The 22483-nt window shown below is 70.9% G+C and carries 19 protein-coding genes; 7 read left to right on the forward strand and 12 right to left on the reverse strand.

What is annotated here, in order from left to right:
• Positions 1–13: 13 nt before the first annotated feature.
• Entirely contained in the window at positions 14–1354 is a 1341-nt protein-coding gene (locus ACZ4WS_RS01225; protein WP_467976058.1) for an amidase, read from the forward strand.
• On the opposite strand, the gene ACZ4WS_RS01230 is transcribed toward ACZ4WS_RS01225, so the two are convergent.
• Both ACZ4WS_RS01230 and ACZ4WS_RS01235 read right to left on the reverse strand, forming a co-directional pair.
• Positions 1351–1833: a GNAT family N-acetyltransferase gene (locus ACZ4WS_RS01230; RefSeq protein WP_467976060.1), complete on the reverse strand. Its 483-nt coding sequence runs from the start codon at positions 1831–1833 to the stop codon at positions 1351–1353. The two genes, ACZ4WS_RS01225 and ACZ4WS_RS01230, sit on opposite strands and share 4 nt — an antisense overlap.
• Before the next feature lie 55 nt (positions 1834–1888).
• The gene (locus tag ACZ4WS_RS01235; RefSeq protein ID WP_467976062.1) at positions 1889–2065 is read right to left on the reverse strand and encodes a hypothetical protein; all 177 of its coding nucleotides are present in this window, start codon (positions 2063–2065) and stop codon (positions 1889–1891) included.
• Between the two features lie 408 nt (positions 2066–2473).
• Between ACZ4WS_RS01235 and ACZ4WS_RS01240 the strand changes: the two genes are divergently transcribed.
• The 4 genes from ACZ4WS_RS01240 to ACZ4WS_RS01255 all read left to right on the forward strand — a co-directional run bounded on the left by ACZ4WS_RS01240 (position 2474) and on the right by ACZ4WS_RS01255 (position 6817).
• Positions 2474–3664 carry a permease gene (locus ACZ4WS_RS01240; RefSeq protein ID WP_467976064.1) on the forward strand — a complete coding sequence of 397 codons (1191 nt, stop codon included), beginning with the start codon at positions 2474–2476 and terminating at the stop codon, positions 3662–3664.
• Between the two features lie 96 nt (positions 3665–3760).
• Positions 3761–4321: an HD domain-containing protein gene (locus ACZ4WS_RS01245; protein ID WP_467976066.1), complete on the forward strand. Its 561-nt coding sequence runs from the start codon at positions 3761–3763 to the stop codon at positions 4319–4321.
• A gap of 25 nt (positions 4322–4346) precedes the next feature.
• Positions 4347–5153, forward strand: a complete 807-nt coding sequence (locus ACZ4WS_RS01250; RefSeq protein ID WP_467976068.1) for an SDR family oxidoreductase — start codon at positions 4347–4349, stop codon at positions 5151–5153.
• Positions 5154–5197: 44 nt separating this feature from the next.
• Positions 5198–6817, forward strand: coding sequence for a serine hydrolase (locus tag ACZ4WS_RS01255; protein WP_467976070.1), 1620 nt, complete (start codon positions 5198–5200; stop codon positions 6815–6817).
• Between the two features lie 18 nt (positions 6818–6835).
• Here ACZ4WS_RS01255 and ACZ4WS_RS01260 read toward each other — a convergent pair whose 3' ends face one another.
• The 6 genes from ACZ4WS_RS01260 to ACZ4WS_RS01285 all read right to left on the reverse strand — a co-directional run bounded on the left by ACZ4WS_RS01260 (position 6836) and on the right by ACZ4WS_RS01285 (position 15830).
• Positions 6836–8332, reverse strand: coding sequence for an SDR family NAD(P)-dependent oxidoreductase (locus ACZ4WS_RS01260; RefSeq protein ID WP_467976072.1), 1497 nt, complete (start codon positions 8330–8332; stop codon positions 6836–6838).
• A gap of 112 nt (positions 8333–8444) precedes the next feature.
• Positions 8445–9788: a wax ester/triacylglycerol synthase family O-acyltransferase gene (locus ACZ4WS_RS01265; protein ID WP_467976073.1), complete on the reverse strand. Its 1344-nt coding sequence runs from the start codon at positions 9786–9788 to the stop codon at positions 8445–8447.
• 166 nt (positions 9789–9954) lie between these two features.
• Positions 9955–12285 (reverse strand): GH92 family glycosyl hydrolase, encoded by a 2331-nt coding sequence (locus tag ACZ4WS_RS01270; RefSeq protein ID WP_467976074.1) that lies wholly within the window; start codon positions 12283–12285, stop codon positions 9955–9957.
• Positions 12286–12524: 239 nt separating this feature from the next.
• Positions 12525–13745 carry a glucose-1-phosphate adenylyltransferase gene (glgC, locus tag ACZ4WS_RS01275; RefSeq protein WP_467976076.1) on the reverse strand — a complete coding sequence of 407 codons (1221 nt, stop codon included), beginning with the start codon at positions 13743–13745 and terminating at the stop codon, positions 12525–12527.
• 98 nt (positions 13746–13843) lie between these two features.
• Positions 13844–14995 (reverse strand): glycogen synthase, encoded by a 1152-nt coding sequence (glgA, locus tag ACZ4WS_RS01280; protein WP_467976078.1) that lies wholly within the window; start codon positions 14993–14995, stop codon positions 13844–13846.
• Between the two features lie 85 nt (positions 14996–15080).
• Entirely contained in the window at positions 15081–15830 is a 750-nt protein-coding gene (locus tag ACZ4WS_RS01285) for a (2Fe-2S)-binding protein (RefSeq protein WP_467976080.1), read from the reverse strand.
• 211 nt (positions 15831–16041) lie between these two features.
• Here ACZ4WS_RS01285 and ACZ4WS_RS01290 point away from each other — a divergent pair, with 211 nt between their 5' ends.
• Positions 16042–17295 (forward strand): DMT family transporter, encoded by a 1254-nt coding sequence (locus ACZ4WS_RS01290; protein WP_467976082.1) that lies wholly within the window; start codon positions 16042–16044, stop codon positions 17293–17295.
• On the opposite strand, the gene ACZ4WS_RS01295 is transcribed toward ACZ4WS_RS01290, so the two are convergent.
• A complete protein-coding gene (locus ACZ4WS_RS01295) occupies positions 17285–18490 on the reverse strand; it encodes a transglycosylase family protein (protein ID WP_467976084.1) in 1206 nt (401 codons plus the stop codon). The genes ACZ4WS_RS01290 and ACZ4WS_RS01295 overlap by 11 nt on opposite strands.
• Before the next feature lie 279 nt (positions 18491–18769).
• Between ACZ4WS_RS01295 and gndA the strand changes: the two genes are divergently transcribed.
• Complete coding sequence (gene gndA, locus ACZ4WS_RS01300) at positions 18770–20209, forward strand: NADP-dependent phosphogluconate dehydrogenase (protein ID WP_467976085.1); 1440 nt, start codon at positions 18770–18772, stop codon at positions 20207–20209.
• Between the two features lie 667 nt (positions 20210–20876).
• Here the strand turns inward: gndA and ACZ4WS_RS01305 are convergent.
• From ACZ4WS_RS01305 to panD, 3 genes are read right to left on the reverse strand one after another with little or no spacing between them, the layout of a single operon-like run.
• Positions 20877–21542: an aspartate/glutamate racemase family protein gene (locus ACZ4WS_RS01305; RefSeq protein WP_467976086.1), complete on the reverse strand. Its 666-nt coding sequence runs from the start codon at positions 21540–21542 to the stop codon at positions 20877–20879.
• Positions 21542–21892, reverse strand: coding sequence for a GNAT family N-acetyltransferase (locus ACZ4WS_RS01310; RefSeq protein ID WP_467976088.1), 351 nt, complete (start codon positions 21890–21892; stop codon positions 21542–21544). Before ACZ4WS_RS01310 ends, ACZ4WS_RS01305 begins: the two co-directional genes overlap by 1 nt.
• A 51-nt stretch (positions 21893–21943) precedes the next feature.
• Positions 21944–22363, reverse strand: coding sequence for an aspartate 1-decarboxylase (gene panD, locus ACZ4WS_RS01315; RefSeq protein ID WP_467976089.1), 420 nt, complete (start codon positions 22361–22363; stop codon positions 21944–21946).
• Between the last annotated feature and the right edge of the window lie 120 nt (positions 22364–22483).

Here is a 22483-nt window from a genome sequence, read left to right on the forward strand (position 1 = left end):
ACAAGGAGCGCCCGTGACCACCTGGGTCGGCCGGACCGCCGCCGAGATCGCCGCAGCCGTACGCGAGAAGCGGGTCACCCCCCGCGAGGTGGTGGCCGAACACCTCGCGCGGATCGAGCTGCTCGACAGCCGCGTCGGTGCCTTCCGCACACTCCGGGCTGAGGCCGCCCTCGCGGAGGCCGACGAGCTGGCCACGAGGGATCTCGGCGAACTCCCCCTCGCGGGCGTGCCCGTGGCCGTCAAGGACAACCTCCCGGTGCGCGGCGAGTCGAACCGCCACGGCTCCGCCGCGACCCCGGACACGCCCGCCGACCACGACCACGTCACCGTGGCCCGGCTGCGCGCGGCGGGCGCCGTGATCGTGGGTCTGACGAACGTGCCCGAGCTCTGTGTCTTCGGCACCACGGACGGCGTGCACGGCATCGCCCGCAACCCGTGGGACACCTCGCGCACGGCGGGCGGCTCCTCCGGGGGCAGCGCGGCCGCGGTCGCCGCCGGGATGGTGCCGATCGCGCTCGGCAACGACGGGATGGGTTCGCTGCGGATCCCGGCCGCCAACTGCGGTCTGGTCACCCTGAAGCCGGGCCACGGCACGGTGCCCGCCGGGATCGGTCACGGCGACTGGTTCGGCATGTCGGAGAACGGGCCGCTCGCGACCACGGTCGAGGACGCACGGCTGATGTTCTCGGTCCTCGCGGACATCGAGGCGATACGTCCCGCGGAGACCGTGACCCGCAAGGTGGCCGTCTCCGTGCGCAGCCCCTTGGCCGGTATTCGCGTGACCCGTCCGTATACGACCGCGGCCCGCGAGGCGGCCGGGCTGCTGGCAGGGGCGGGCCACCAGGTGCGGCCCGCCGACCCGCCGTACCCGCTCTGGCTGAGCACGACCTCGCTCGCGCACTGGACGGCGGGCACCGCGGTGGACGCCGAGGATCTCGACCTGCGCCGGCTCACCCGGCGCACCCGCGTCCACGCCACCCTGGGGCGCCGCTTCGTGGAGGGGGTGCGCAAGGGCGATCGCCGCGAGCAGCTCCGAAGGCGCCTGGAGCCGTTCTTCGAGGAGCACGACGTGCTGCTGACCCCGACGCTCGCCCGGCGCGGACCCGCCGCAGCGGCCTGGCACGAGCGGGGCTGGCTGCGCAATCTGCTGGCCAACACGAACTACTCGCCGCTGACTCCGCCGTGGAACCTCACCGGCTGGCCCGCAATGTCGGTGCCGTTCGGCACGCTGCCGAGCGGTGCCCCCTGCGCCGTACAGCTGGTGGGCCGCCCCGGCTCCGAGTCCGTTCTCCTCGATCTGGCGGGGCAGCTGGAGGAGCTGCGCCCGTGGGAGCGTACGGCACCGCTGAGCTAGAGGGCCTTGTACATGATGTGCAGCCCCACCAACCCGTGCCGGGCGTGCTCGTACGCGTCCGGCACGGTGCCCAGGACCGTGAAACCGAGCGAACTCCACAGCTTGACGGCGGGGTTGGTTTCCACGACGGCGTTGAACACCATGCCCCGGTAGCCGTCGGCCTTCGCCACGGCGAGGATGTGCTCGGCGAGCGCCCGGCCGACGCCCCGTCCGGCCCGCTCCGGGTCGACCATGAATCCCGCGTTGGCGATCCGGGCGGCGGGACCGCCGTAGTTGGGGGCGACGTAGGCGGAGCCGACCACCGCTCCGGTGTCGTCCTCGGCGACGTACACGCGCTTGCCCGGGCCCATCCAGAGGGCTCGGGCGGCTTCTTCGGAGGTGTCCGGGGCCCAGGCGTAGGTCTCGCGGGCGGCGACGATCCGGTGCCAGAAAGGCCAGATCCGCGGCCAGTCGTCGGCCGCGGCTTCTCTGATCAGCATGGACGTGAGTCTGGCACGCCCATGCCGTCAGCGATCGCGATGGGTCCTGCCGGGGTCAGTCGACGCTGGGCAGGATGTGGGGCTCGGCGAGGTCGTCCTCGTAGCCCGCGAGGCGGATCGGGGCGGACCTGGCCCACACATCCAGGCTGCCGAGCTTCTTCTCGGCCCCACGGCCCGCGCGCTCCGTGCGTTCCTTGGGGCGCTGATCGCGATTCGTCTTCTCTGGTGTCACCGCGCACTCCTTATGTGTCGGGTCACCCTCGGGACTTACGGGGCCAGTCCGCTGCCGGCCGCCTGACGTCCGCTCGGGTCTGAGTCGAAGGCAGTTAGGGACGCGGTGGCGCCGGTAACTCAGGTGAGAGCATGCCGTGGTGACCGGCTTGTCCCGGAACGGACCATGGGTGTGGGTGGAACCCAGAAAAGCTGTCCGTCCGGTACAGGTTAACCAAATGAGCGGGCGCCTGCTCGATGGGGCTGAAAACACGAGGTAACTGTCTTGCGTCGATTAGCGCCCACCCAGCCCCGATCTGCGGTGATTTGAAACACGATGCCCTTATCGTCGCCACCCATTCGGCTCAATACCGACGGTGAGCAGAAGCGGTTGGGCAGCCCGCCCGCCGACGGAAAGTGAGCGAAACCCATGCACGCGATCCTGCACGCGCTGTCCATCACGGGGTCGATGACCTGGGAGATCACCTGGGCCCTTGTCCTCGGGTTCGGCCTGTCCGCCGTCGTCCAGGCGGTGGTGCGCCGAGCGACGGTCGTCCGGCTGCTCGGTGACGACCGGCCACGGACGCTCGCGCTCGCCGCCGGGCTCGGGGCCGCCTCCTCGTCCTGCTCGTACGCGGCCGTCGCGCTCGCCCGCTCACTGTTCCGCAAGGGCGCGAACTTCACGGCGGCGATGGCGTTCGAGATCGCCTCGACCAATCTGGTGGTCGAACTCGGCGTGATCCTGGCGCTGTTGATGGGCTGGCAGTTCACCCTCGCCGAATTCTTCGGCGGGCCGGTCATGATCGTGGTGCTCGCCGTGCTCTTCCGGCTCTTCCTGCGCGAGCGGCTGCTGCGACAGGCCCGGGAGCAGGCGGAGCGCGGGCTGGCCGGGTCCATGGAGGGGCATGCCGCCATGGACATGTCGGTCCAGCGGGAAGGGTCGTTCGCCCGGCGGCTGCTCTCGCCCGACGGCTTCACCTCCGTCGCGCACGTCTTCGTTATGGAGTGGGCGGCGATCCTGCGCGACCTGGTGATCGGTCTGCTGATCGCGGGCGCGATCGCGGCCTGGGTGCCCGACGCGTTCTGGCGCTCCTTCTTCCTGGACGGGCATCCGCTCGCGGCGAAGCTGATCGGCCCCCTCGTCGGACCGCTGGTCGCGATCGCCTCGTTCGTCTGTTCCATCGGGAACGTGCCGCTGGCCGTCGTCCTGTGGACGGGCGGCATCAGCTTCGGCGGCGTCGTCGCCTTCATCTTCGCCGACCTGCTGATCCTGCCGATCCTGAACATCTACCGGAAGTACTACGGGCCGCGGATGACCGGCTTCCTGCTGGTGACGTTCTACGCGGCCATGGTGCTCGCCGGATACGTCGTGGAGTTCGTCTTCGGCGGCCTCGGGCTCGTCCCCGACCAGGCCGACGCGACGATCCCCATGGAGGGCGTCTCCTGGAACTACACCACCTGGCTCAACATCGTCTTCCTGCTGCTGGCGGGGGCCCTGGTGTGGCGTTTCCTGCGTACGGGAGGCCCGGCCATGCTCCGGATGATGGGCGGAGCGCCGGAGGGCGACACCCCGCACAGCCATGGCGCGGCGGACCGCCACGACCATCACGGGCACCACTGAACGCGGGTGTGCAGTTCAGGTCCCGTTGGCCGATTCGCAAGCCGGACATGATCTGCTGACGCCCGGCAACGGCTTTTCTCGCGGGGGGACCGACGCATGGAGCTGCGCAGCGTCGAGGAGCTGATGGATCTGCTGCACGCCTGCCGGGGCGCCTGGGACACCCCGGGGCGCGATGGCGACCCGGTCGATCTGCACGATCACGCGCTGCAGACCGCCGCGCTGCTGCGCCGCGGCCATCCCAGCGACAAGGAACTCCAGGTGGCGGGCCTGGTGCACGACATCGGACACCTGCTGAGGCCGGGCGACGACGCCCGGCACGCCGACCACGCGGCCGACGCGGTACGGCCGCTGCTCGGCGAACGGGTCTCCCGGCTCGTACGGCTGCATGTGGCGGCGAAGCGCTATCTGGCGACCACGTCGCCGGGCCGCGGGCTGTCCGCGCAGAGCACCCTGACCCTGACCGTGCAGGGTGGCGCGATGACACCGCGCGAGGCGGCCACGTTCGAGCGCGATCCGCTGGCCGACGACGCGGTGACGCTGCGGCAGGCCGACGACGCGGGCAAGGTCGTCGGCCTGGACGCCGGGGTGATGGAGGACTGGCGCACGGTGCTCGAGCTGGTGGCGGCGCAGCACTCACGACTGGGGGCTGTTGACTGACGGTCCGTCATGAGACCGTACGCGGATGACGTCGCCGTACGGGCTTGAGGGCAAGGCCGCCATCGTCACCGGGGGCTCGCGCGGGATCGGGCTCGCCGTCGCCGAGGCGCTCGCCGGGGCGGGGGCGCGGGTGTGCGTGACCGCCCGGGATCCGGACGCGGTGGGCCGGGCCGCCGAGCGGGTCGGCGGCATCGGGCTGGCGGGTTCGGTGGCCGATCCCGCCCATCTGTGGGAGCTGACCGAGCTGGCGCTGCGGGAGTTCGGGCGCATCGACGTCGTGGTCAACAACGCCGCGACCAACCAGCCGTACGGTCCCCTGATGGACGCCGACCCGGACCGCTGGCGCGAGGCGTTCACGGTCAATGTCGAGGCACCACTGCGGCTGGTGCAGTGCGCCTGGCGGGCGTGGATGAGCGAGCACGGCGGGGCGGTCGTGAACGTCTGCACGGAGGGCGCCGGGCACGTCGGTCCCCACGTGGGCGCGTACGGCACGAGCAAGGCGGCCCTGGTCCATCTGACCCAGCAGCTCGCGGGCGAGTTGGCCCCGCGCGTGCGGGTCAACTCCGTCTCCCCCGGCCTCGTCCGCACCGAGATGGCCCGCTTCGTGTGGGAGCACTCCGAGGACGAGCTGGGAGCCGGACTCCCGCTGGGCCGCATCGGCCGGCCCGAGGACATCGCGCGGGCGGTGACCTGGCTGGCCTCGGACGCGGCCGAGTGGATCACCGGTGCCGATCTGCTGGTCGACGGGGGGACGCGGGTGCGGGCCGCGCACACCGCCTCCTCCGGCCACGCCGTCCACGAGCGCCTGCGGACGCGGACGCCCGAGGCCTAGCGGCCCCCTCTCTCGGCAGGACAAAGACAGGGACCGCGCGTTCAATGGTGACCATGGGTGTTCGGCGACAGGCGACACACCACGGAAGGACGGCGCTCCACCGCCGAAGGACAGTGCTGACGGCAGCCGCCGCGGCCGCCCTGCTCTCCGCGAGCTACACCGCCTCCGGATCCGCCGCGCCACCGCCCCAGCCACCACCGCAGCTCACGCAGACGAACGTGGACGACGCCGTCGGCAAGCTCGATCGCATCGTCCAGGACGGCATGAAGGCGACGGGCGTTCCGGGCGTCGCGGTGGCCGTCGTCCACAAGGACCGTGTCGTCTACCTCAAGGGCTTCGGCGAACGACGGGTCGGGCAGTCCGGGGCCGTCGACCCGGACACCGTCTTCGAGCTCGCGTCGCTGTCCAAGCCGCTGGCCTCGACGGTCGTCGCGGGTGTCGTCGGCGGCAAGACCATCGCCTGGGACGACCCCGTGGCGGGGCATCTGCCGGGCTTCGCGCTCAAGGACCCCTGGGTCAGCGAGCATGTGACGTACGCCGATCTCTTCGCGCACCGCAGCGGTCTGCCCGACCACGCCGGAGACCTCCTGGAGGACCTCGGCTACGACCGGACGTACATCCTGGACCACCTGCGGTACGAGCCGCTGACCCCGTTCCGCGCGAGCTACGCGTACACGAACTACGGGGTCACCGCGGCGGGCCAGGCCGTCGCGAACGCGAAGGACACGACCTGGGAGAAGCTGTCCGAGGACACGCTCTACGGCCCCGCCGGCATGAACCACACCAGTTCCCGCTTCGTCGGCTACGACCAGGCCAAGGACAAGGCCGCCACCCATGTGCAGAATGCGGACGGCACCTGGCAGGCGAAGTACGTCCGTGACGCCGACGCCCAGTCGCCCGCGGGCGGGGCGAGTTCCACGGCCCGCGACATGGCCACGTGGATGCGTCTGCAGCTCGCGAACGGGAAACTCGACGGCAAGCAGATCATCGCCGCCGGACCGCTGGAGCGCACGCACCTCCCCGAGATCGTCGCCCAGCCCCCGCAGGCCCCGGCGGGCCGCACCGGCTTCTACGGCCTCGGCTGGAACGTCAGTTACGACGACCAGGGCCGGCTGCGCCTCAGCCACTCCGGCGCCTTCGAACTCGGCGCCAACACCAACGTGACGATGCTGCCCGGCGAGCAGCTCGGCATCACCGTGCTCACCAACGGAGCACCGGCGGGGCTCGCCGACTCGGTCGCGCTCGACTTCTTCGACACCGCCCAGTACGGCAGACCCACGGCCGACTGGCGCACCCTGGTCGACCAGGTGTACCAGCAGCAGGAACAGCAGGGCCGCTCCCCCACCGACTACACCAAGCCCCCGCAGGACGCGGCCGCGGCCCGCTCCGACGACGTGTACACGGGCACGTACGCCAACGACTTCTACGGTCCGCTCACCGTCACCGCCGCGAAGGGCGAGCTGACAATGAGCCTGGGCCCGCAGCACGCGAAGTTCCGTCTCACCCACTTCGCCGGTGACACCTTCAGCTTCCGGACCGTCGGGGAGAACGCGACCGGGCTGTCCGGTGTCACCTTCACCGTCGGCTCTGACGGCGCGAAGGCGTCGAAGGTGATCGTCGAGGCCTTCGACCAGGACGGCCTGGGCACCTTCACCCGCGAGTGAGGGCCCGGACCGACGGGGCTACCACTTGCCGGGCGCGTAGTCCTTCATGAAGACGCCGTACAGGTCCTCGCCCTGCTCGCCGCGGACGATCGGGTCGTACACGCGGGCCGCGCCGTCGATGAGGTCGAGCGGGGCGTGGAAGCCCGCGTCGGCGAGGCGCATCTTGTCGGGGTGCGGGCGCTCGTCGGTGATCCAGCCGGTGTCGACGGCGGTCATCAGGATGCGGTCCTTCTCGAACATCTCCTGGGCGCTGGTGCGCGTGAGCATGTTCAGGGCGGCCTTGGCCATGTTGGTGTGCGGGTGGCCCGCGCCCTTGTAGCCGCGGTTGAAGACGCCCTCCATCGCGGAGACGTTCACGATGTAGGTGCGCTTGGCCTCGGCGGCGGCCATCGTCGCACGCAGGCGGCTGATGAGGATGAACGGCGCGGTGGAGTTGCAGAGCTGAACCTCCAGGAGCTCGACCGGCGTGACCTCCTCGACGGACTGGATCCAGCTGTTGGAGTCGTGCAGGTCGGGCACGAGACCGCCCGCGTCGATGGCCGTACCGGCCGCGATCCGCTCAAGGGAGGCGGAGCCGGACACCAGGGCCAGGTCGGTGACGTCCTGCGCGGTCAGCGCGCCGCCCCCGGCGACCGGGAGCGCGGCCACCGCGCCGGAGCCGAAGGTGCCGATGACCTCGGCGGGCGGCAGCTCACCGGCGGGCAGCGGGCCCGACTCGGCAGCGAGCAGCTCGCTGTAGGCGCCCGGGGAGCGGCGCACGGTCTGGGCCGCGTTGTTGATCAGGATGTCGAGCGGGCCCTCGGCGGCGACCGAGTCGGCGAGCGCGACGACCTGCGCCGGGTCACGGAGGTCGATGCCGACGATCTTCAGGCGGCCGATCCACTCGTCGCTGTCGGGCATGGCCTTGAAGCGGCGGATCGCGTCGTTCGGGAAACGCGTGGTGATCGTGGTGTGCGCGCCGTCACGCAGCAGCCGCAGCGCGATGTACATGCCGATCTTGGCGCGGCCGCCGGTGAGCAGCGCGCGCTTGCCGGTGAGGTCGGTGCGGGCGTCGCGGCGGGCCCGGTTCTCGGCGGCGCAGTTCTGGCAGAGCTGGTGGTAGAAGTAGTCGACCTCGATGTACCGCGTCTTGCAGGTGTAGCAGGAGCGCGGGCGCTGGAGTATCCCCGCGATCTCGCCCGCCTCGGTCACGGACGAGGGCAGGATGCCCTCCGTCTCGTCGTCGATGCGCTGGGCGGAGCCGGTCGCCGTGGCCTCGGTGACCGCCTTGTCGTGGGCGGTCTTGGCGGCCCGGCGCTCCTGGCGGCGGCGCTGCTTGACCGTCCGGTAGACGCCCGCCGTGGCGCGGCGCACGGCGACGGCGTCAGGGTGGTCGACGTCGATCTTCTCGAGCTCGTCGAGCACGCTGAGGCAGACGGCCAGCCGCTCCGAGTCGATACCGGGGCCGTACGAGGCCTCCGCGACCTCTGCCGTGTCCACGGCGGGGGTCGCCTGGCTGTCCTCTGTCACCGTCATCGCCGTTGCCGTTCCTCGGGTTCTGCGCCGCGCTCGAACCGCGCTCGCTTTCGAAGGCGGAATTTTACGGAGCAATGGTGCGCGGAACCAAACCCGAGGTGATCAACGGTCTTCAGAGGGCGCAGGCGGCGGTCAGCGTCTCCACCTCCTCGGACAGGGCGCGCGCCAGCAGACCGAGGTCCGGTACGGCCTCGGCGTCCGCGACGAGCCCGTAGTGGACGCGGCCTCGGTAGGTCGAGACGGCCACCGCCAGCGCCTGCCCGCGGGCCAGCGGGGCGAGCGGATAGACCTCGGCGAGCTGGCAGCCGCCGAGTTTCAGACCGAGGCTGGGCAGCGGCACGCTGGTGACCAGGATGTCGAAGAGCAGCCGGGCCGCCTGGCCGACGACGGGCCCGCCGAGCCGGTGCCCGAGCGGTGGCACATGGTCGGCGAGCAGCGCGACGGCTCCGGCGCCTCGGTTCGGTCCCGCGTCCTTGTTGCGGTCCATCGCGGTGCGCACCGCGCGCAGCCGTCCGAGCGGGTCCGGGTCGTCGACGGGGAGCCGTATCAGATAGCCGGAGAGCCGGTTGCCCTGTGGGTGCGCGGCGCGCGGGCGGCGCCTGGAGACGGGGATGAGGGCGCGGGGCGCGACCCCGTCGCTGCCGTCACCGCGTTCGTCGAGCCAGTTGCGCAGGGCGCCCGCGACGACGGCGATCAGGACGTCGTTGACGGTGCCGCCGACGGTCTTGCGGACGCGGTGCACGTCGTCGAGGTCGAGGACCACGCCGGCGGTACGCCGGGTGCCGGTGGGCTCCGAGGTCAGGGCGGGCGAGGACCGTACACCCAGGGTCGCGCGGGCGACGGAGGTGCCGATGTCGAGGGCCCGGCCCACGTCGGAGAGGGTGCCGCGGACGAGCTCCGGCAGCTTGCGCAGCTCCGGGAAGAGGCCCCGCGACGGCTCGGCGGGGCGCGGGCGCGGCGCCGGCATGTCCATCGGGTCCATGATCGCCGCGGCGAGCGTCAGTGCCCGCAGTCCGTCGGCGAGCGCGTGGTGGAACTTGAAGAGCACGGCGAACGACGTGCCGTCCTCACCGGGCAGCACGTGCGCCTCCCACGGCGGGCGTCCGCGTTCCAGCGGGCGTTCCATGAGCCGGCCCGCGACCGCGTGGAAGTCCGAGGTCGGCGCGTGCAGCCGGACGTGGTCGAGCGGCTCGAAGTCGGGCGAAGGCTCACGGGCCGCGCCGCCGAAGGCCAGCGGGGAGGTGAGCGGGTAGGCCAGCGGCTGCCATACGTCACGGATCCGCATCCGCAGCCCCGGAACCGCGGCCGCGCGGGCCGCGAGCAGGTCGGCGGCGTGCGCGCCCGCGGTGGGCGAGTGGGCCGCGAAGACGCCGAGAGCACCCAGGTGCATGGGGTGCTCGGCGGACTCGATGTTCCAGAACGCCAGGTCGAGTGGTGCGAGCAGGTCAGATTTCAAAAGCTTTGCTCTCGCGTCGACGACAGGTGAGCAAGCAGTCAATCGCCGACAACCGATTACGGTCAAGTACGATCAAGCTACGCTCAGTTAACAGCAGATTAAGTCCCGCCCCTCGGTGGGAGGGGCGGGGCTCGAGTGCCTCAAGGGCCCCGAGGGGCGTCTACGGTCAGTTCAGGGCGGGTGGCGCGGCCTCGGCGGACGTCCCCCAGTCGGACGGCTCGGCGCCGACCGTGAAGGAGAGCGAGCCGGCGCCTCGCAGCGCGTCCGTCGTCAAATACGTACGGCTGTACGGGGATCCGTCCACGCGGGCCGACTGGATGTACCGGTCGCTGTCCGAGGTGCCGGGAGCCGTGACCGTCAGAGAACCGCGCGGGTAGTAGCCACGGTCGAGCGTCAGGTCGACCCGCTCGAAGACGGGCGTCGACAGGCCCCATGTGTCGTAGCCGGGCTGCACCGGGAAGATCCCGATCGACGACAGGACGTTCCAGGCGGACATCGTGCCCAGGTCGTCGTTGCCGGTCATTCCGGTCGGCGCGTCGGTGAACAGGGTCAGCGCGGCATGCACCACATCGGTCGTCTTCCACGGCTGACCGGTCGACAGATACGTGTAGGGGGCGATGAGGTCGGGCTCGTTCTGCGGGTTGTACTTGTCCGCGTTGTAGTAGTCGTACGGGCCGTTGACCCACACCTCGCGGGCGGTCTTCGCGGGGTCCTTCAGCATTTGGTCGTACGCGAAGAACGAGTCGAGCCGGTCGTTGGCCGCCCGCTTGCCGCCGATCAGATCGACCATGCCCGGCAGGTCCTGCGGCACGAGCCACTGGTACTGCCAGGACGAACCCTCGTGGAAGCCCACGCTCTTGGCCGGGTCCGCCGGTCCCGAGAAGGCTCCGGAGGCATCGCGCGCACGGAAGAACCCGGTCGAACTGTCGTAGACATTCCGGTAGTTGCGGGAACGGGCCGCGTACCGCGCGGCGTCCGCGTCGTGTCCCAGGTCCCGTGCCATCTCTGCGAGCATCGCGTCCGACAGCGCGTACTCCAGCGTCACGGACGCACCGTAGTCGTAGTCCGAGTGGCCGAGCTTCGTGTGCGGGCGGCCCTTGAGGTAGGGCGCGAAGCCGTGCGCGATGTACTCCTTGTTGGCCTCGCGGCCGACCGCGGGCGAGCCGGCGGGCGGCACGCCGTCGGCGTTCTTCTTCAGGACGCGGTAGGCCCGCTGCTCGTATCCCTTGAGCAGTCCCTGCTGATAGGCGTTGGTGAGGAACGGGGTGGCCGGGTCACCGGTCATGATGTTCGTCTCGACCGCGCCATAGCCCCACTTGGGCAGCCAGCCGCTCTCCTCGCCGATGGTGATGACGGAGATCGCCATGTCGCGCGACTCACGCGGGGCAAGCAGGGCGAGGAGCTGGGACTGGGTGCGGTAGGTGTCCCACAGCGACCAGTTCTGGTAGTAGGTGAAGCCCTGCGCACGGTGGATCTTCCGGTCCCAGCCGGCGTAGCGGCCGTCGGCGTCGCTGCCGATGTTGGGCGCGAGGAAGGACCGGTAGAGCGACGAGTAGAACGTGCGGCGCAGGGTGTCGCCACCGCCCTGGGCGCGTACGTCGTCGAGCCGGGCCTCCCACGCGCGCCGGGCCTCGCTGCGGACCGTGTCGAACGGACGGCCGCCCTCGGAACGGAGGTTGACCGCCGCACCGCCGGCATCCACGTACGAGAGCGCGGTGATCGCCTCGACCGTGCGGTCCCTGGTCGTGTCGAAGCGGACGAAGGCGCCGTTGCGTCCCGTGCTCACGGACGTCTTGGAGGCCTCGGTGACGGTGGCGCCGTTCCAGGTGCCCGAGGTCGTGAACGGCCGGTCGAAGCGGGTGATCGTGTACACGGTGTACGGCTCGGTGGCCCGGCAGAAGCCACTGCCCGTGATCGCCGTGCGCACCGTCCGGTTGTCGAGGATCTCGACCTTGGTGGAGACCCTCTTGTGCAGCGACTGCCCCGCGTTGATGAGCACGTTGGCCTTGTCCGTGGCCGGGAAGGTGTAGCGCTGCACGCCGGTGCGGGCGGTGGCCGTCAGCTCGGCGTCGATGCCGGTCTTCAGGCCGACCTTGTAGTAGCCGGGGCTCGCCTGTTCGGTGTCGTGGCTGAACTCGGCCTGGTACTGGGCGTAGTCCGTCCGAGTGACGTCACCGGTGGTCGGCAGGACGGGCAGGTCGCCGCCGAGGGCGCAGCCGACGCCCGACAGATGGACGAGGGAGAAACCGCGGATGTGGTTCTGCGCGTAGTCGTAGCCGGTTCTGTGCCCCGTATCCGGCGAGAGCTGCACCATGCCGAAGGGCACGGCGGCGCCGGGATAGGTGTTGCCCTCGTTCTGCGTTCCGATGAACGGGTTGACCAGATCGGTGAGTTGACCGTCGCTCGGCGCGGCGGCCTGAGCGATGGGCGGGGCGAACAGTGCGGCCGCAGCCACCAGCCCGGCCGTGCACAGGCGCAGGCGCCTGGTCCATCTCATGCGGGAGACCTCCGGAGGGTGGACATCGTTGTCTCCCTGCATGGTCGGGGCAGGAGGTCCGGTTTCCGGGCAACTTGTGGGGGTCGCCCGAACGCGTCGCGGATCAGCGCGTCGTGCGCGGCCCCGGCTCTTCGTGTCGAGGGACCCGACTCTTCAGGTCGAGGTACCCGGCTCCTCGGGTCGAGCGGCATGGCAACGGCCCCGGTGGGCCACAGCTCACCGGGGCCGCCGTTCGCGCCCTACGGCACGCGCTGGCCCTTGCCCAGCGCGATCACGCCGCCCTTCGACACCGTGTAGAGCTCCGCGTCCCGCTCGGGGTTGACGCCGATCGTCGCGCCCGGCGGCACCTCGACGTTCTTGTCGAGGACCGCGCCGCGCACGACCGCGCCCCGCCCTATGTGGACGTTGTCGTGCAGGACCGAACCCTGGACGACGGCTCCCGGGTCGACGAGGACGCCCGGGGAGAGCACGGACCTCGTCACCTGCCCCCGGATGAGGCATCCCGCACTGATGATCGACTCACTCGCGATGCCGCCCGCGTTGAATCTCGCCGGCGACAGCTGCCCGGAGTGGGTGTAGATGGGCCAACTGCGGTTGTACAGGTTGAAGGTGGGCCGCTCGGCGATCAGGTCCATGTGGGCGTCGTAGTACGCGTCCAGGGTTCCGACGTCGCGCCAGTACCCCTGGTCGCGGGTGGTCTCGCCGGGCACGTGGTTGTCGCTGAAGTCGTACAGCTGCGCCTCGCCCCGGTCGGTGAGCATCGGCAGGATCGAACCGCCCATGTCGTGCACGGAGTGCCCGTCCTCGGCGTCCCGCTGGAGCGCCTCGATCAGGGCCTTGGTGGTGAAGATGTAGTTGCCCATCGAGGCGAAGACGCACTCGGGGTCGTCGGGAAGGCCCGGCGGGTCGGCAGGCTTCTCCAGGAAGCCCCGCACGGTCTGACCGTCGGAGCCGGGGCTGATGATCCCGAAGGACGAGGACTCGGCGCGCGGCACCCGTATCCCGGCCACCGTCACGCCCGCGCCGCCCTCGATGTGCTGGGCGAGCATCTGCCGCGGGTCCATGCGGTAGACGTGGTCGGCGCCGAACACCGCGATGTAGTCGGGCCGTTCGTCGTACACGAGGTTCAGGGACTGCAGGATCGCGTCGGCGCTGCCCAGGTACCAGCGCGGGCCGAGCCGCTGCTGGGCCGGGACGGGAGTGACGTAGTTGCCGAGAAGGCTCGACATCCGCCAGGTCGTCGTCACATGCCGGTCCAGCGAGTGCGACTTGTACTGCGTCAGGACGCAGATGCGCAGGACGTCTGCGTTGACGAGGTTGGAGAGCACGAAGTCCACGAGGCGGTACGTACCGCCGAAGGTGACCGCGGGTTTCGCGCGGTCCGCGGTGAGGGGCATCAGACGCTTGCCCTCTCCACCCGCAAGTACGATTCCCAGCACCGAAGGTCCACCGCGTCGCATGCCGCCGCCCCTCTACGCCCGGTCGGGCCGCGCCCGGTTACCGGGTCGGCCCTTTTGCTGAAGTACGCCTGTCCGGCTGAACTGCGCCTGTCCGATGGTTACCCCGGTTTGAGGACTTGTTCGTACAGCTGGACGGTGCGCCGGGCCACCGCGTCCCAGCCGAACTCCCGTACCGCGCGCTCCCGTCCGGCCTCACCCATGCGCCGGGCCATCTCCGGGTCGGCGAGAACCGAGTCGAGGGCGAGCGCCAGATTGGCCTCGAAGTTCCCCTCCACCTCTACGAGGAGGCCCGTCACGCCGTGCTCGACCACCTCGGGAATCCCACCGACCCTCGACGCCACCACGGCCGTACCGCACGCCATCGCCTCCAGGTTGACGATGCCGAGCGGCTCGTACACCGAGGGACAGACGAACACGGCGGCGTGCGTGAGGAGTTGGATCACGTCCGGGCGCGGCAGCATCTGCGGAATCCAGTGCACTCCCTCGCGTACGGCGCTCAGTTCCTGATAGAGGTCGCGGAACTCCCGGTCGATCTCGGGGGTGTCGGGCGCGCCCGCGCACAGCACCACCTGCACGGCCGGGTCGATGTCCCTTACCGCGCGCAGAAGTTGGGGCACGCCCTTCTGACGGGTGATCCGGCCGACGAACAGGATGTACGGGCGATCGGCGTCGAGGCCGACGCGGTCGAGGACGTCCGTGCCATGGTCCGGCCGGTAGAGGGAGGTGTCGATGCCGTTGTGCACGACGCGCACCTTGGCCGGGTCCAGGGCCGGATAGCAGGTGAGGATGTCCTCGCGCATCGCGCCGGATACGGCGATCACGGCGTCCGCGGCCTCGATGGCGGTGCGCTCGGCCCAGCTGGAGAGGGCGTATCCGCCGCCGAGCTGCTCGGCCTTCCAGGGGCGCAGCGGCTCCAGCGAGTGGGCGGTCATGACGTGCGGGATGCCGTGCAGCAGCTTGCCGAAGTGGCCCGCGAGGTTGGCGTACCAGGTGTGCGAGTGGACGAGTTCGCGGCCTTCGAGGGCGGCGGCGATGGCCAGGTCCACGGAGAAGGTGCGCAGGGCGTCGTTGGCACCGTCGAGCGAGGGCCAGGGCCGGTGGCGTACGACGCCGCCCGCGCCGCCCTCGCCCCAGCAATGCACATCCAGCTCCGTGAGCGATCGCAACTCCCGGGCGAGGAACTCGACATGGACCCCCGCACCGCCGTACACGTCGGGCGGATACTCCCGGGTCAGCAGTCCCACTCGCACACAGAACCCCCTGTCGCTGCGGCCGGTGCCCCTCATGGTCACTCAGATGGGGCAGTTGGGGAAGACCACGCGAAGACCACGGCCGTCAGGAATGGGCGGTAGCGGGCCGCGGCGGGCGGTCGAAGCAGCAGTCGCCGCAGAGCCCGCCACCGGGGAGGCGGTAGTAGAGGCAGCAGCTGCGGCGGCGGAGGGTGGCGGGGTCGAGGGTGCCGGCGAGGTCGGGATGCGCGAAGAGTCCGGCGGCGAGCGTACGGGCCCTTTCGCCCACCTCCGTACGGCCGTTGGCCCGTGCCCAGCGGTCGAGTTGACGTACGGCGCCGGCCAGGGCGGAGCCCGCGTTGCCCCACAACAGGCCTGCTGAGATGCGATATCGGGCGCGCAGGGCGGCGGCAAGCGGGGCGAGGTGACCGGCTCGTACGATCTCATCGATCGCCTCGGCGGGCCGGGCGCGCACCTCGGACAGCCACAGGTCGTCCGGGGCGCTGCCGTCCGGATCCCAGTGCAGCAGTCGGGGATCGAGGTCGGGCACCCGCCCGTACAGCACGGCGGCGCCGAGCGCGATCGACCACAGCCGGGCCGCGAGGGCCTGGTGCGCCACCGAGACCGCGATACGCGGTTCAGGCGCCCGAAGACTCTCCGTAACATTTCGAATGCGAAAAGTTACCGGATCCGCGTAAACATCATCTTCGCGGTCCACACGCGGTGCCGCATACGCCTGCGCGAGCGTCGGCAGCGGGCCGCGCGGCGGTACGCCGGTGCGTAGTACGAAGAAGCCGCCGAGCGCGCCGAGCGCCGCGAGTTCGGGGTCGAGGTCCACGAAGAGCAGTAGTACCAAGCCCCCTAGGGGTTTCCACCAGTGGGGGCACCCCCTGTGTCGCCCACCCTGGGGAGGACAGAGCGCGTGTCGTACTCCATCGGCAGTAGGACCCAATGCCTGCTCAGGTACGACGACGCGAACTAATTAACGGGGCATCGTTGTTTCCCATGGAAGCCGACCGTTCGTCGCGCCGGGCACAGCGCCCCCGCCGTACGCAGAGGAGGGACTCATGAGCGCCCTCGCCTTGTCCGTGCTGCTGTCGTTCGTCTCCGCCATCGCGTACGCGGGCGGAGCGATCGTGCAGGAGCAGGTCGCCGTGACCTCTCCCGACCAGACGTACGCACCGCTGCGCAGGCCGAGCTGGTGGGCCGCCGTGGCGCTCAACGGCCTCGGCGGGCTGCTGCACGTGGTGGCCCTCGCCTACGGCCCACTGAGCCTGGTGCAGCCGCTCGGCGCGCTGACCATCGTGTTCGCCCTGCCGATGGCGGCCCTCTTCGTCGGCCGCAAGGCCGGGGCGACCGCCTGGCGCGGCGCGATCATGGCCACGGTGGGCCTCGCGGGCCTGCTGTCGCTGGTCGGCTCGTCCGACTCGCAGTCCCTGGGCGACGCCCAGCGCATCGTGCTGGCCGTGGTGACGGGCGGCGCGGTGGTGGCGCTGATGGTGGCGGGCCGCGCGGCGCACCGGCACCCGGCCGTGCGCAGTGTGCTGCTCGCGGTCGCGGCAGGTATCGCCTTCGGCATGTCCTCGGTGTTCACGAAGACGGTCGCGGTGGACTGGACGAACCAGGTCTCGCTCTCCGATCTGCCCAGCCTCGCCGTGATCGGCGTCTTCGCCACGGCCGGCATGCTGCTGTCGCAGGCTTCCTACCGGGGCGGCGGCCTCGCGGCCCCGCTGGCCACGCTGACGGTCGTGAACCCCGTCATGGCGGCCGCAGTCGGCATCACGATGTTCGGCGAAACCTTCCGCTACGGCACGACCGGCACCACTCTCGCGCTGGGCTGCGGCGTCGTCGCAGCGGGCGGTCTGATCCTGCTCACGACGGAGCGGCTCGCCGGCACGCGGCGCACGACCGAAGCCGCCGAGCCCGGAGCCGAGTCGGCCCCCGTCGCCGGCGGGCTCGAGTCGGCCCCGGTCCTTGCTGCGGCCGAGTCGGACCTCGTCGCTCTCACGACCGCCGAGTCCGACGTCGAGGACCTCCTCGCGGGGCTTCCCGAGCAGGCCGTCGCCACGGTCCGCGAGGACGTCTTCGTACCGGGTGAGGACGTCTTCGCACCGGCACAGGAGGTCTTCGTACCGGCGCAAGGTGTCTTCGTACCGGCACAGGAGGCCCTCGTACCGGTTCCCGTGACGGTGCCGGCGGTGGAGGACGCGTCGTCGCAGGACGGCGCGCCGGGGGGCGAGCCCTACTACGCCGCCCTGTACGGAGGGCCCTACCTACCGATGCCCTTCGTCAGCCACCACCGCACGCGCGTCAAATCCTGACCCCGCCCGCCCTCAAGTAGGCGACCGGGTCGACGTCAGTGCCGAAGCCGGGCCCCGTCCGCACCTCGAAGTGCAGATGCGGGCCCGTGCTGTTGCCCGTGGACCCGGAGCGGCCTATGCGCTGGCCGCCCACCACGCTCTGCCCGGCCTTCACGGAGATCGCCGACAGATGTGCGTACTGCGTGTAGCGGCCGTCGGCGTGCCGGATCACCACCTGGTAACCGAAGGAGCCGCCCCAGCCCGCGCTGACGACATGACCGGCCGCGACCGCCTTCACGGAGGTGCCGGTGGGCACGGGGAAGTCGACGCCCGTGTGATAGCCCTTCGACCAGGACGAACCGGCGGCATGGTAGGGCGTGCCGGTCGCGGCGTTCACAGGGGCGACGACGGATGGGGTCTTCTTGGCCTTGTCCGAGGAGGTCTTGGTGGAGGAGGTCTTGGTGGAGGAAGCCTTGTCCGTCGAGGTCGTCTTGCCCGTCGAGGACTTCTCCGTCTGCGTGGACGTCGACGCGCCGTCCGTGGGCGTGGGGGCCTTGCCGCGCAGGTTCAGCCGCTGCCCCGGGAGGATCAGATCCGGGTCGGAGCCCACCGTCGTGCGGTTCGCGGCGTACAGCTGCCGCCAGCCGCCCTGGACGTCCCGGGAGTCGGCGATGCCGGAGAGTGTGTCTCCGTGGACGACGGTGTACATCTCGGCGGTGCCCGCCTGGGACTGGGGTGTGGTCTGCGGCTGTACGTCGCGCACGGAGCGCTTGGATGTCGGGGTCGTCTGAGTCGTCTGGGTCGAGGTGCCGGAGGGGCTGATGTCGGGGGTGTCGCCACCTCTGCTCAGACCCGCGCGGACCGAGCACACCGGCCAGGCGCCGGGGCCCTGGCCCTTGAGCACCTTCTCGGCGATGGCGATCTGCTGGTCCTTGGTGGCCTGATCCGCGCGCTGCGCGTAGACCTTGCCGCCGTACGCCTCCCAGGTGGACTGGGTGAACTGCAACCCGCCGTAATAGCCGTTGCCGGTGTTGATGCTCCAGTTGCCGCTGGACTCGCAGGCGGCGACCTTGTTCCAGGTGCCCGCGTCGGCCGCGTGGGCGACACTGGTTCCGACGAGCGGGAGCGCGATACCCGCGCCGCCGGCCGTGACGGTGAGTGAGGCGCGGTTGATCCTGTTCGGCTGATACCGGCGGTGCCGGCCGCGTACGGCCATGAGGAAGCCCCCTCGACATGCGTCAGGAGCGGCAAAACTAAGTGCTGCGAACAGGCCATGACAAGAGGGCAATCAGCCGTCCCCGCACCTCAAGTGACCGGGAATCCCCACGGGTTGCACGGGTCGCTGAGGCAGGTGGGGCCCGTTGTGCGTACTCACCCTCGGCACGTCAGGGTACGCGGAGGGCGAATCGGTGATTCGTCGAATCATCGTCGCGGCGGCGTAATACTGGCGGGCAGACCGGCATTACCGATTCCAGGAGCTATGGGAGCCAACCGTATGAGCACTTCAGCCCAGATCGGCGTCACGGGTCTCGCGGTCATGGGGCGCAATCTCGCCCGCAACTTCGCACGCAACGGCTATACGGTCGCCTTGCACAACCGCACCGTCTCGCGGACGAAGGCGCTGGTGGAGGAGTTCGGTCACGAGGGCGAGTTCGTGCCGGCCGAGACCGCGAAGGAGTTCGTGGCGGCGCTGGAGCGGCCGCGGCGCCTGGTGATCATGGTGAAGGCGGGTGAGCCGACCGACGCGGTGATCCAGGAGTTCGCCCCGCTGCTGGAGCCCGGCGACATGATCATCGACGGTGGCAACGCGCACTTCGCCGACACCCGGCGCCGAGAGCGGGCGCTGCGCGAGCAGGGCATCCACTTCGTCGGCACGGGCGTCTCCGGCGGCGAGGAGGGCGCGCTGCACGGGCCGAGCATCATGCCGGGCGGCTCGAAGGAGTCGTACGAGTCGCTGGGTCCGATGCTGGAGAAGATCTCCGCCAAGGCGGCGGACGGGGCTCCCTGCGTGACGCACGTCGGTCCCGACGGCGCCGGGCACTTCGTGAAGATGGTGCACAACGGCATCGAGTACGCCGACATGCAGCTGATCGGCGAGGCGTACCAGCTGCTGCGCGATGTCGCCGGGTACTCCCCCACGCAGATCGCGGACATCTTCCGCACCTGGAACACGGGACGGCTCGACTCCTATCTGATCGAGATCACCGCCGAGGTCCTGTCGCATGTGGACGCGGCGACGGGCAAGCCGTTCGTGGACGTCGTACAGGACCGGGCGGAACAGAAGGGCACGGGCCGCTGGACGGTCCAGATCGCGCTGGACCTGGGTGTTCCGGTGTCCGGTATCGCGGAGGCGGTCTTCGCGCGCTCACTGTCCGGGCACGCCGACCTGCGCGCCGCCTCGCGCGGGCTCGCCGGTCCGAAGGCCGCACAGCTCGGGGAGTCCGAGGCGGCTGCCTTCGCGGACCGGGTGGAGCAGGCGCTGTACGCCTCGAAGATCGTGTCGTACACGCAGGGCTTCCACGAGATCACCGCGGGCAGCGACGAGTACGACTGGAACATCGACCTCGGCTCCGTCGCCTCCATCTGGCGCGGCGGCTGCATCATCCGGGCGGCCTTCCTGGACCGCATCCGCGCCGCGTACGACGCCCGGCCCGACCTGCCGAGCCTGCTGTCCGACGAGACGTTCGCGCAGGAGATCGGCGCCGCGCAGGACGACTGGCGCGAGGTGCTGGTCGCCGCGACCCGCCAGGGCGTCCCCACGCCCGGCTTCGCCGCGGCCCTCGCCTACTACGACGCGCTGCGCGCCGAGCGGCTGCCCGCCGCCCTCACACAGGGACAGCGGGACTTCTTCGGGGCGCACACGTACCGGCGGACGGACCGGGAGGGGTCGTTCCACACGCTGTGGGGCGGGGACCGGTCGGAGGTGCCCTCCTAGCACTCAGGCACCGCCTCAGACTCCTGTATCACCGGAGCCGTCGCCTCCCCTGAATCCGGGAGCGTGACGGCTCCGGCGTACCAGGCGGCGGGCACGCGCGCTTCCGGGCCGTTCGATGCGTCCGGAGCGCTCGACGTGTCCAGCAAGTCTTTGATCTTCGCGACGTCCCCCATCGCGGACCCCCGTCCCCCGTGCACGCATCCCCTGGGGCCACGTCGTGCGCGTCCCCTGGAGCAACGTTGACAGGGACCGGGTGGTCACGCAATGGAGTTTTGTGCGGAGAAAATCTCACCCTCTGTCAGCTGTGCCGCTCAGGAGATCGGTCCTGGCCGGGGCTCCGGTTCCGGTACCGGGTCGGGGCCCGGCGGCTTCGGGATCGGGGACGGAGACGGGACGGGCTCCGGGGAGGGGTGGGGGCCGGGGTCCGGGGTCGGCTCCGGCAAGGGCGCCGGGCGGTCGGGTCCCGGGCCCGGGGTGGGGCCCGGCTTCACCGGGTCGGGGAAGGGATGCGTCATGGTGTCCTCCAGCCAGTCGGTACGTCGGCCCTGGACTTGTCCCACGCGTACCCGGCCCCCGCGCACGCACTCACCCCGTCGCGCGAGGGATGGGGACCAGGTGGACCTACTCGGCGTGTGCCGCCGGGCACCCCGAGCCGGGACCGACGGACCTACCCCTCGCGCGCCGCGTCCGCCGCGGCGGCGAGCCCCGGGCGAGGGCTCGACAGCACGGGGACGGAGGTCCTGGTCAGGTGCTGGGCCGGGGCCATCGATGCCTGGGCGAGGACGATCGCGTCGGCGTCGGTGACCGAGCCGGCGGCTGCCGCCACCGCGCGGACGTACCCGTCCGGGTCGCCCGCCTCGAAGAGGGCCCACGCGCCGTCGACCAGCACGGTACGGACGTCGACGGGGCACCCGGCGCGCCGGGCCTCCTCCTCGACGAGGTCGACCGTCGGCTCCAGGGTGCTCTCCAGCGCCGCGAGGACGACCACGCGCGGCCCCGCGGCCACCGCGGCGGCGGCCATCGGCCGGTCCACGCGGAGCACGGGCACCCCGACGCCCGCCCGCTCGGCGACGCCGGCGATGGTCGAGCAGGTGCAGAGCACAGCCCGCGCGCCCTCCGCGACGGCCCGGTCGAGCACGGCCCGCACCGCGTCGGCCACCGCCTCGCAACCCTCGCTCCTGGCCCGGGCGAGCAGCTCCTCGGCCACCAAGTGCCGCAGTTCCAGCCCTTGATGGGCCTCGTCGCGCAGTGCGTCGAAGACGGGGACGTGCACCGGCGAGGTGTGCAACAGCGCGAGTGGACCGGGTCCCGTCATCAGAAGATCCGCACTCATCAGAAGCGCCCCGGATGCGCCTTGAGCCACTCCACCGCCGCTGACAGCAGCTCCGGGTCGGCCGCCGGGGCCTCCTCCGGGTGGCGTGCCGCCCACTTCACGACGTACGGGCACAGCGGCGCGACGACGATGCCCTCGCGCGCGGCGATGCCGTACAGCTCGCGCGCCAAGGAGCCCGCGATGCCCTGGCCCTCGTGCTCGGGTTCCACGATGGTGTGCACGGGCACGAGGGCGCGCGCGGGGGCTTCGAGGACGAAGTACTCGATGTGGCCGACCACTTCCTCCCCGCTGAACGCCTCCAGGCGGCCGCCCGCCCGGTCGTCGCGGATCTCGAAGTCGCTCATGGACACTCTCCTTGGGGCCTCGGGTTCCTCAGGTTCGCCGGACGCCTCGGATGAGGTTCAGGCGACGACGGCCTGAGGGCTGCGTTCCTGGTCCGTGCCCGGCACCGGCTCGGACGGATCGGCCCCCAGGGCCACGATCCGGTTGTCGCGGTCCACGTGCACGACCCGCGGCCGCAGCGCCCGCGCCTCGGCGTCGGAGACCTGAGCGTAACTGATGATGATCACCAGATCTCCGGGATGGACGAGATGGGCCGCCGCCCCGTTGATACCGATGACTCCGGAGCCACGCTCGCCCTCGATGACGTACGTCTCCAGGCGGGCGCCGTTGGTGATGTCGACGATGTGGACGAGCTCGCCGGGCAGCAGATCGGCGGCGTCGAGCAGGTCGGCGTCGATGGTGACGGATCCGACGTAGTGCAGGTCGGCCTGGGTGACCGTGGCACGGTGGATCTTGGACTTGAACATGGTGCGCAGCATTCAGTGCTCCCAAAAGTCGGCTCCCTGCCCGCTTGTTGCAGGTCAAAGGCCTCTGTCACCTTACATCGCCGCGCTCCGTAACCAGGGAGTCGTCCGGTGTAGCTGTACCGAAGCTGACCA

This window comes from Streptomyces sp. NPDC029292, from assembly GCF_055569295.1.

Excerpts from the sequence above, each read along its gene's own strand:
- ACZ4WS_RS01230 (WP_467976060.1), bottom strand. The coding sequence starts at position 1,833 with ATGCTGATCAGAGAAGCCGCGGCCGACGACTGGCCGCGGATCTGGCCT.
- ACZ4WS_RS01240 (WP_467976064.1), top strand. The coding sequence starts at position 2,474 with ATGCACGCGATCCTGCACGCGCTGTCCATCACGGGGTCGATGACCTGG.
- ACZ4WS_RS01245 (WP_467976066.1), top strand. The coding sequence starts at position 3,761 with ATGGAGCTGCGCAGCGTCGAGGAGCTGATGGATCTGCTGCACGCCTGC.
- ACZ4WS_RS01250 (WP_467976068.1), top strand. The coding sequence starts at position 4,347 with ATGACGTCGCCGTACGGGCTTGAGGGCAAGGCCGCCATCGTCACCGGG.
- ACZ4WS_RS01255 (WP_467976070.1), top strand. The coding sequence starts at position 5,198 with ATGGTGACCATGGGTGTTCGGCGACAGGCGACACACCACGGAAGGACG.
- ACZ4WS_RS01260 (WP_467976072.1), bottom strand. The coding sequence starts at position 8,332 with ATGACGGTGACAGAGGACAGCCAGGCGACCCCCGCCGTGGACACGGCA.
- ACZ4WS_RS01270 (WP_467976074.1), bottom strand. The coding sequence starts at position 12,285 with ATGAGATGGACCAGGCGCCTGCGCCTGTGCACGGCCGGGCTGGTGGCT.
- glgC (WP_467976076.1), bottom strand. The coding sequence starts at position 13,745 with ATGCGACGCGGTGGACCTTCGGTGCTGGGAATCGTACTTGCGGGTGGA.
- ACZ4WS_RS01290 (WP_467976082.1), top strand. The coding sequence starts at position 16,042 with ATGAGCGCCCTCGCCTTGTCCGTGCTGCTGTCGTTCGTCTCCGCCATC.
- ACZ4WS_RS01295 (WP_467976084.1), bottom strand. The coding sequence starts at position 18,490 with ATGGCCGTACGCGGCCGGCACCGCCGGTATCAGCCGAACAGGATCAAC.
- gndA (WP_467976085.1), top strand. The coding sequence starts at position 18,770 with ATGAGCACTTCAGCCCAGATCGGCGTCACGGGTCTCGCGGTCATGGGG.
- ACZ4WS_RS01305 (WP_467976086.1), bottom strand. The coding sequence starts at position 21,542 with ATGAGTGCGGATCTTCTGATGACGGGACCCGGTCCACTCGCGCTGTTG.
- panD (WP_467976089.1), bottom strand. The coding sequence starts at position 22,363 with ATGCTGCGCACCATGTTCAAGTCCAAGATCCACCGTGCCACGGTCACC.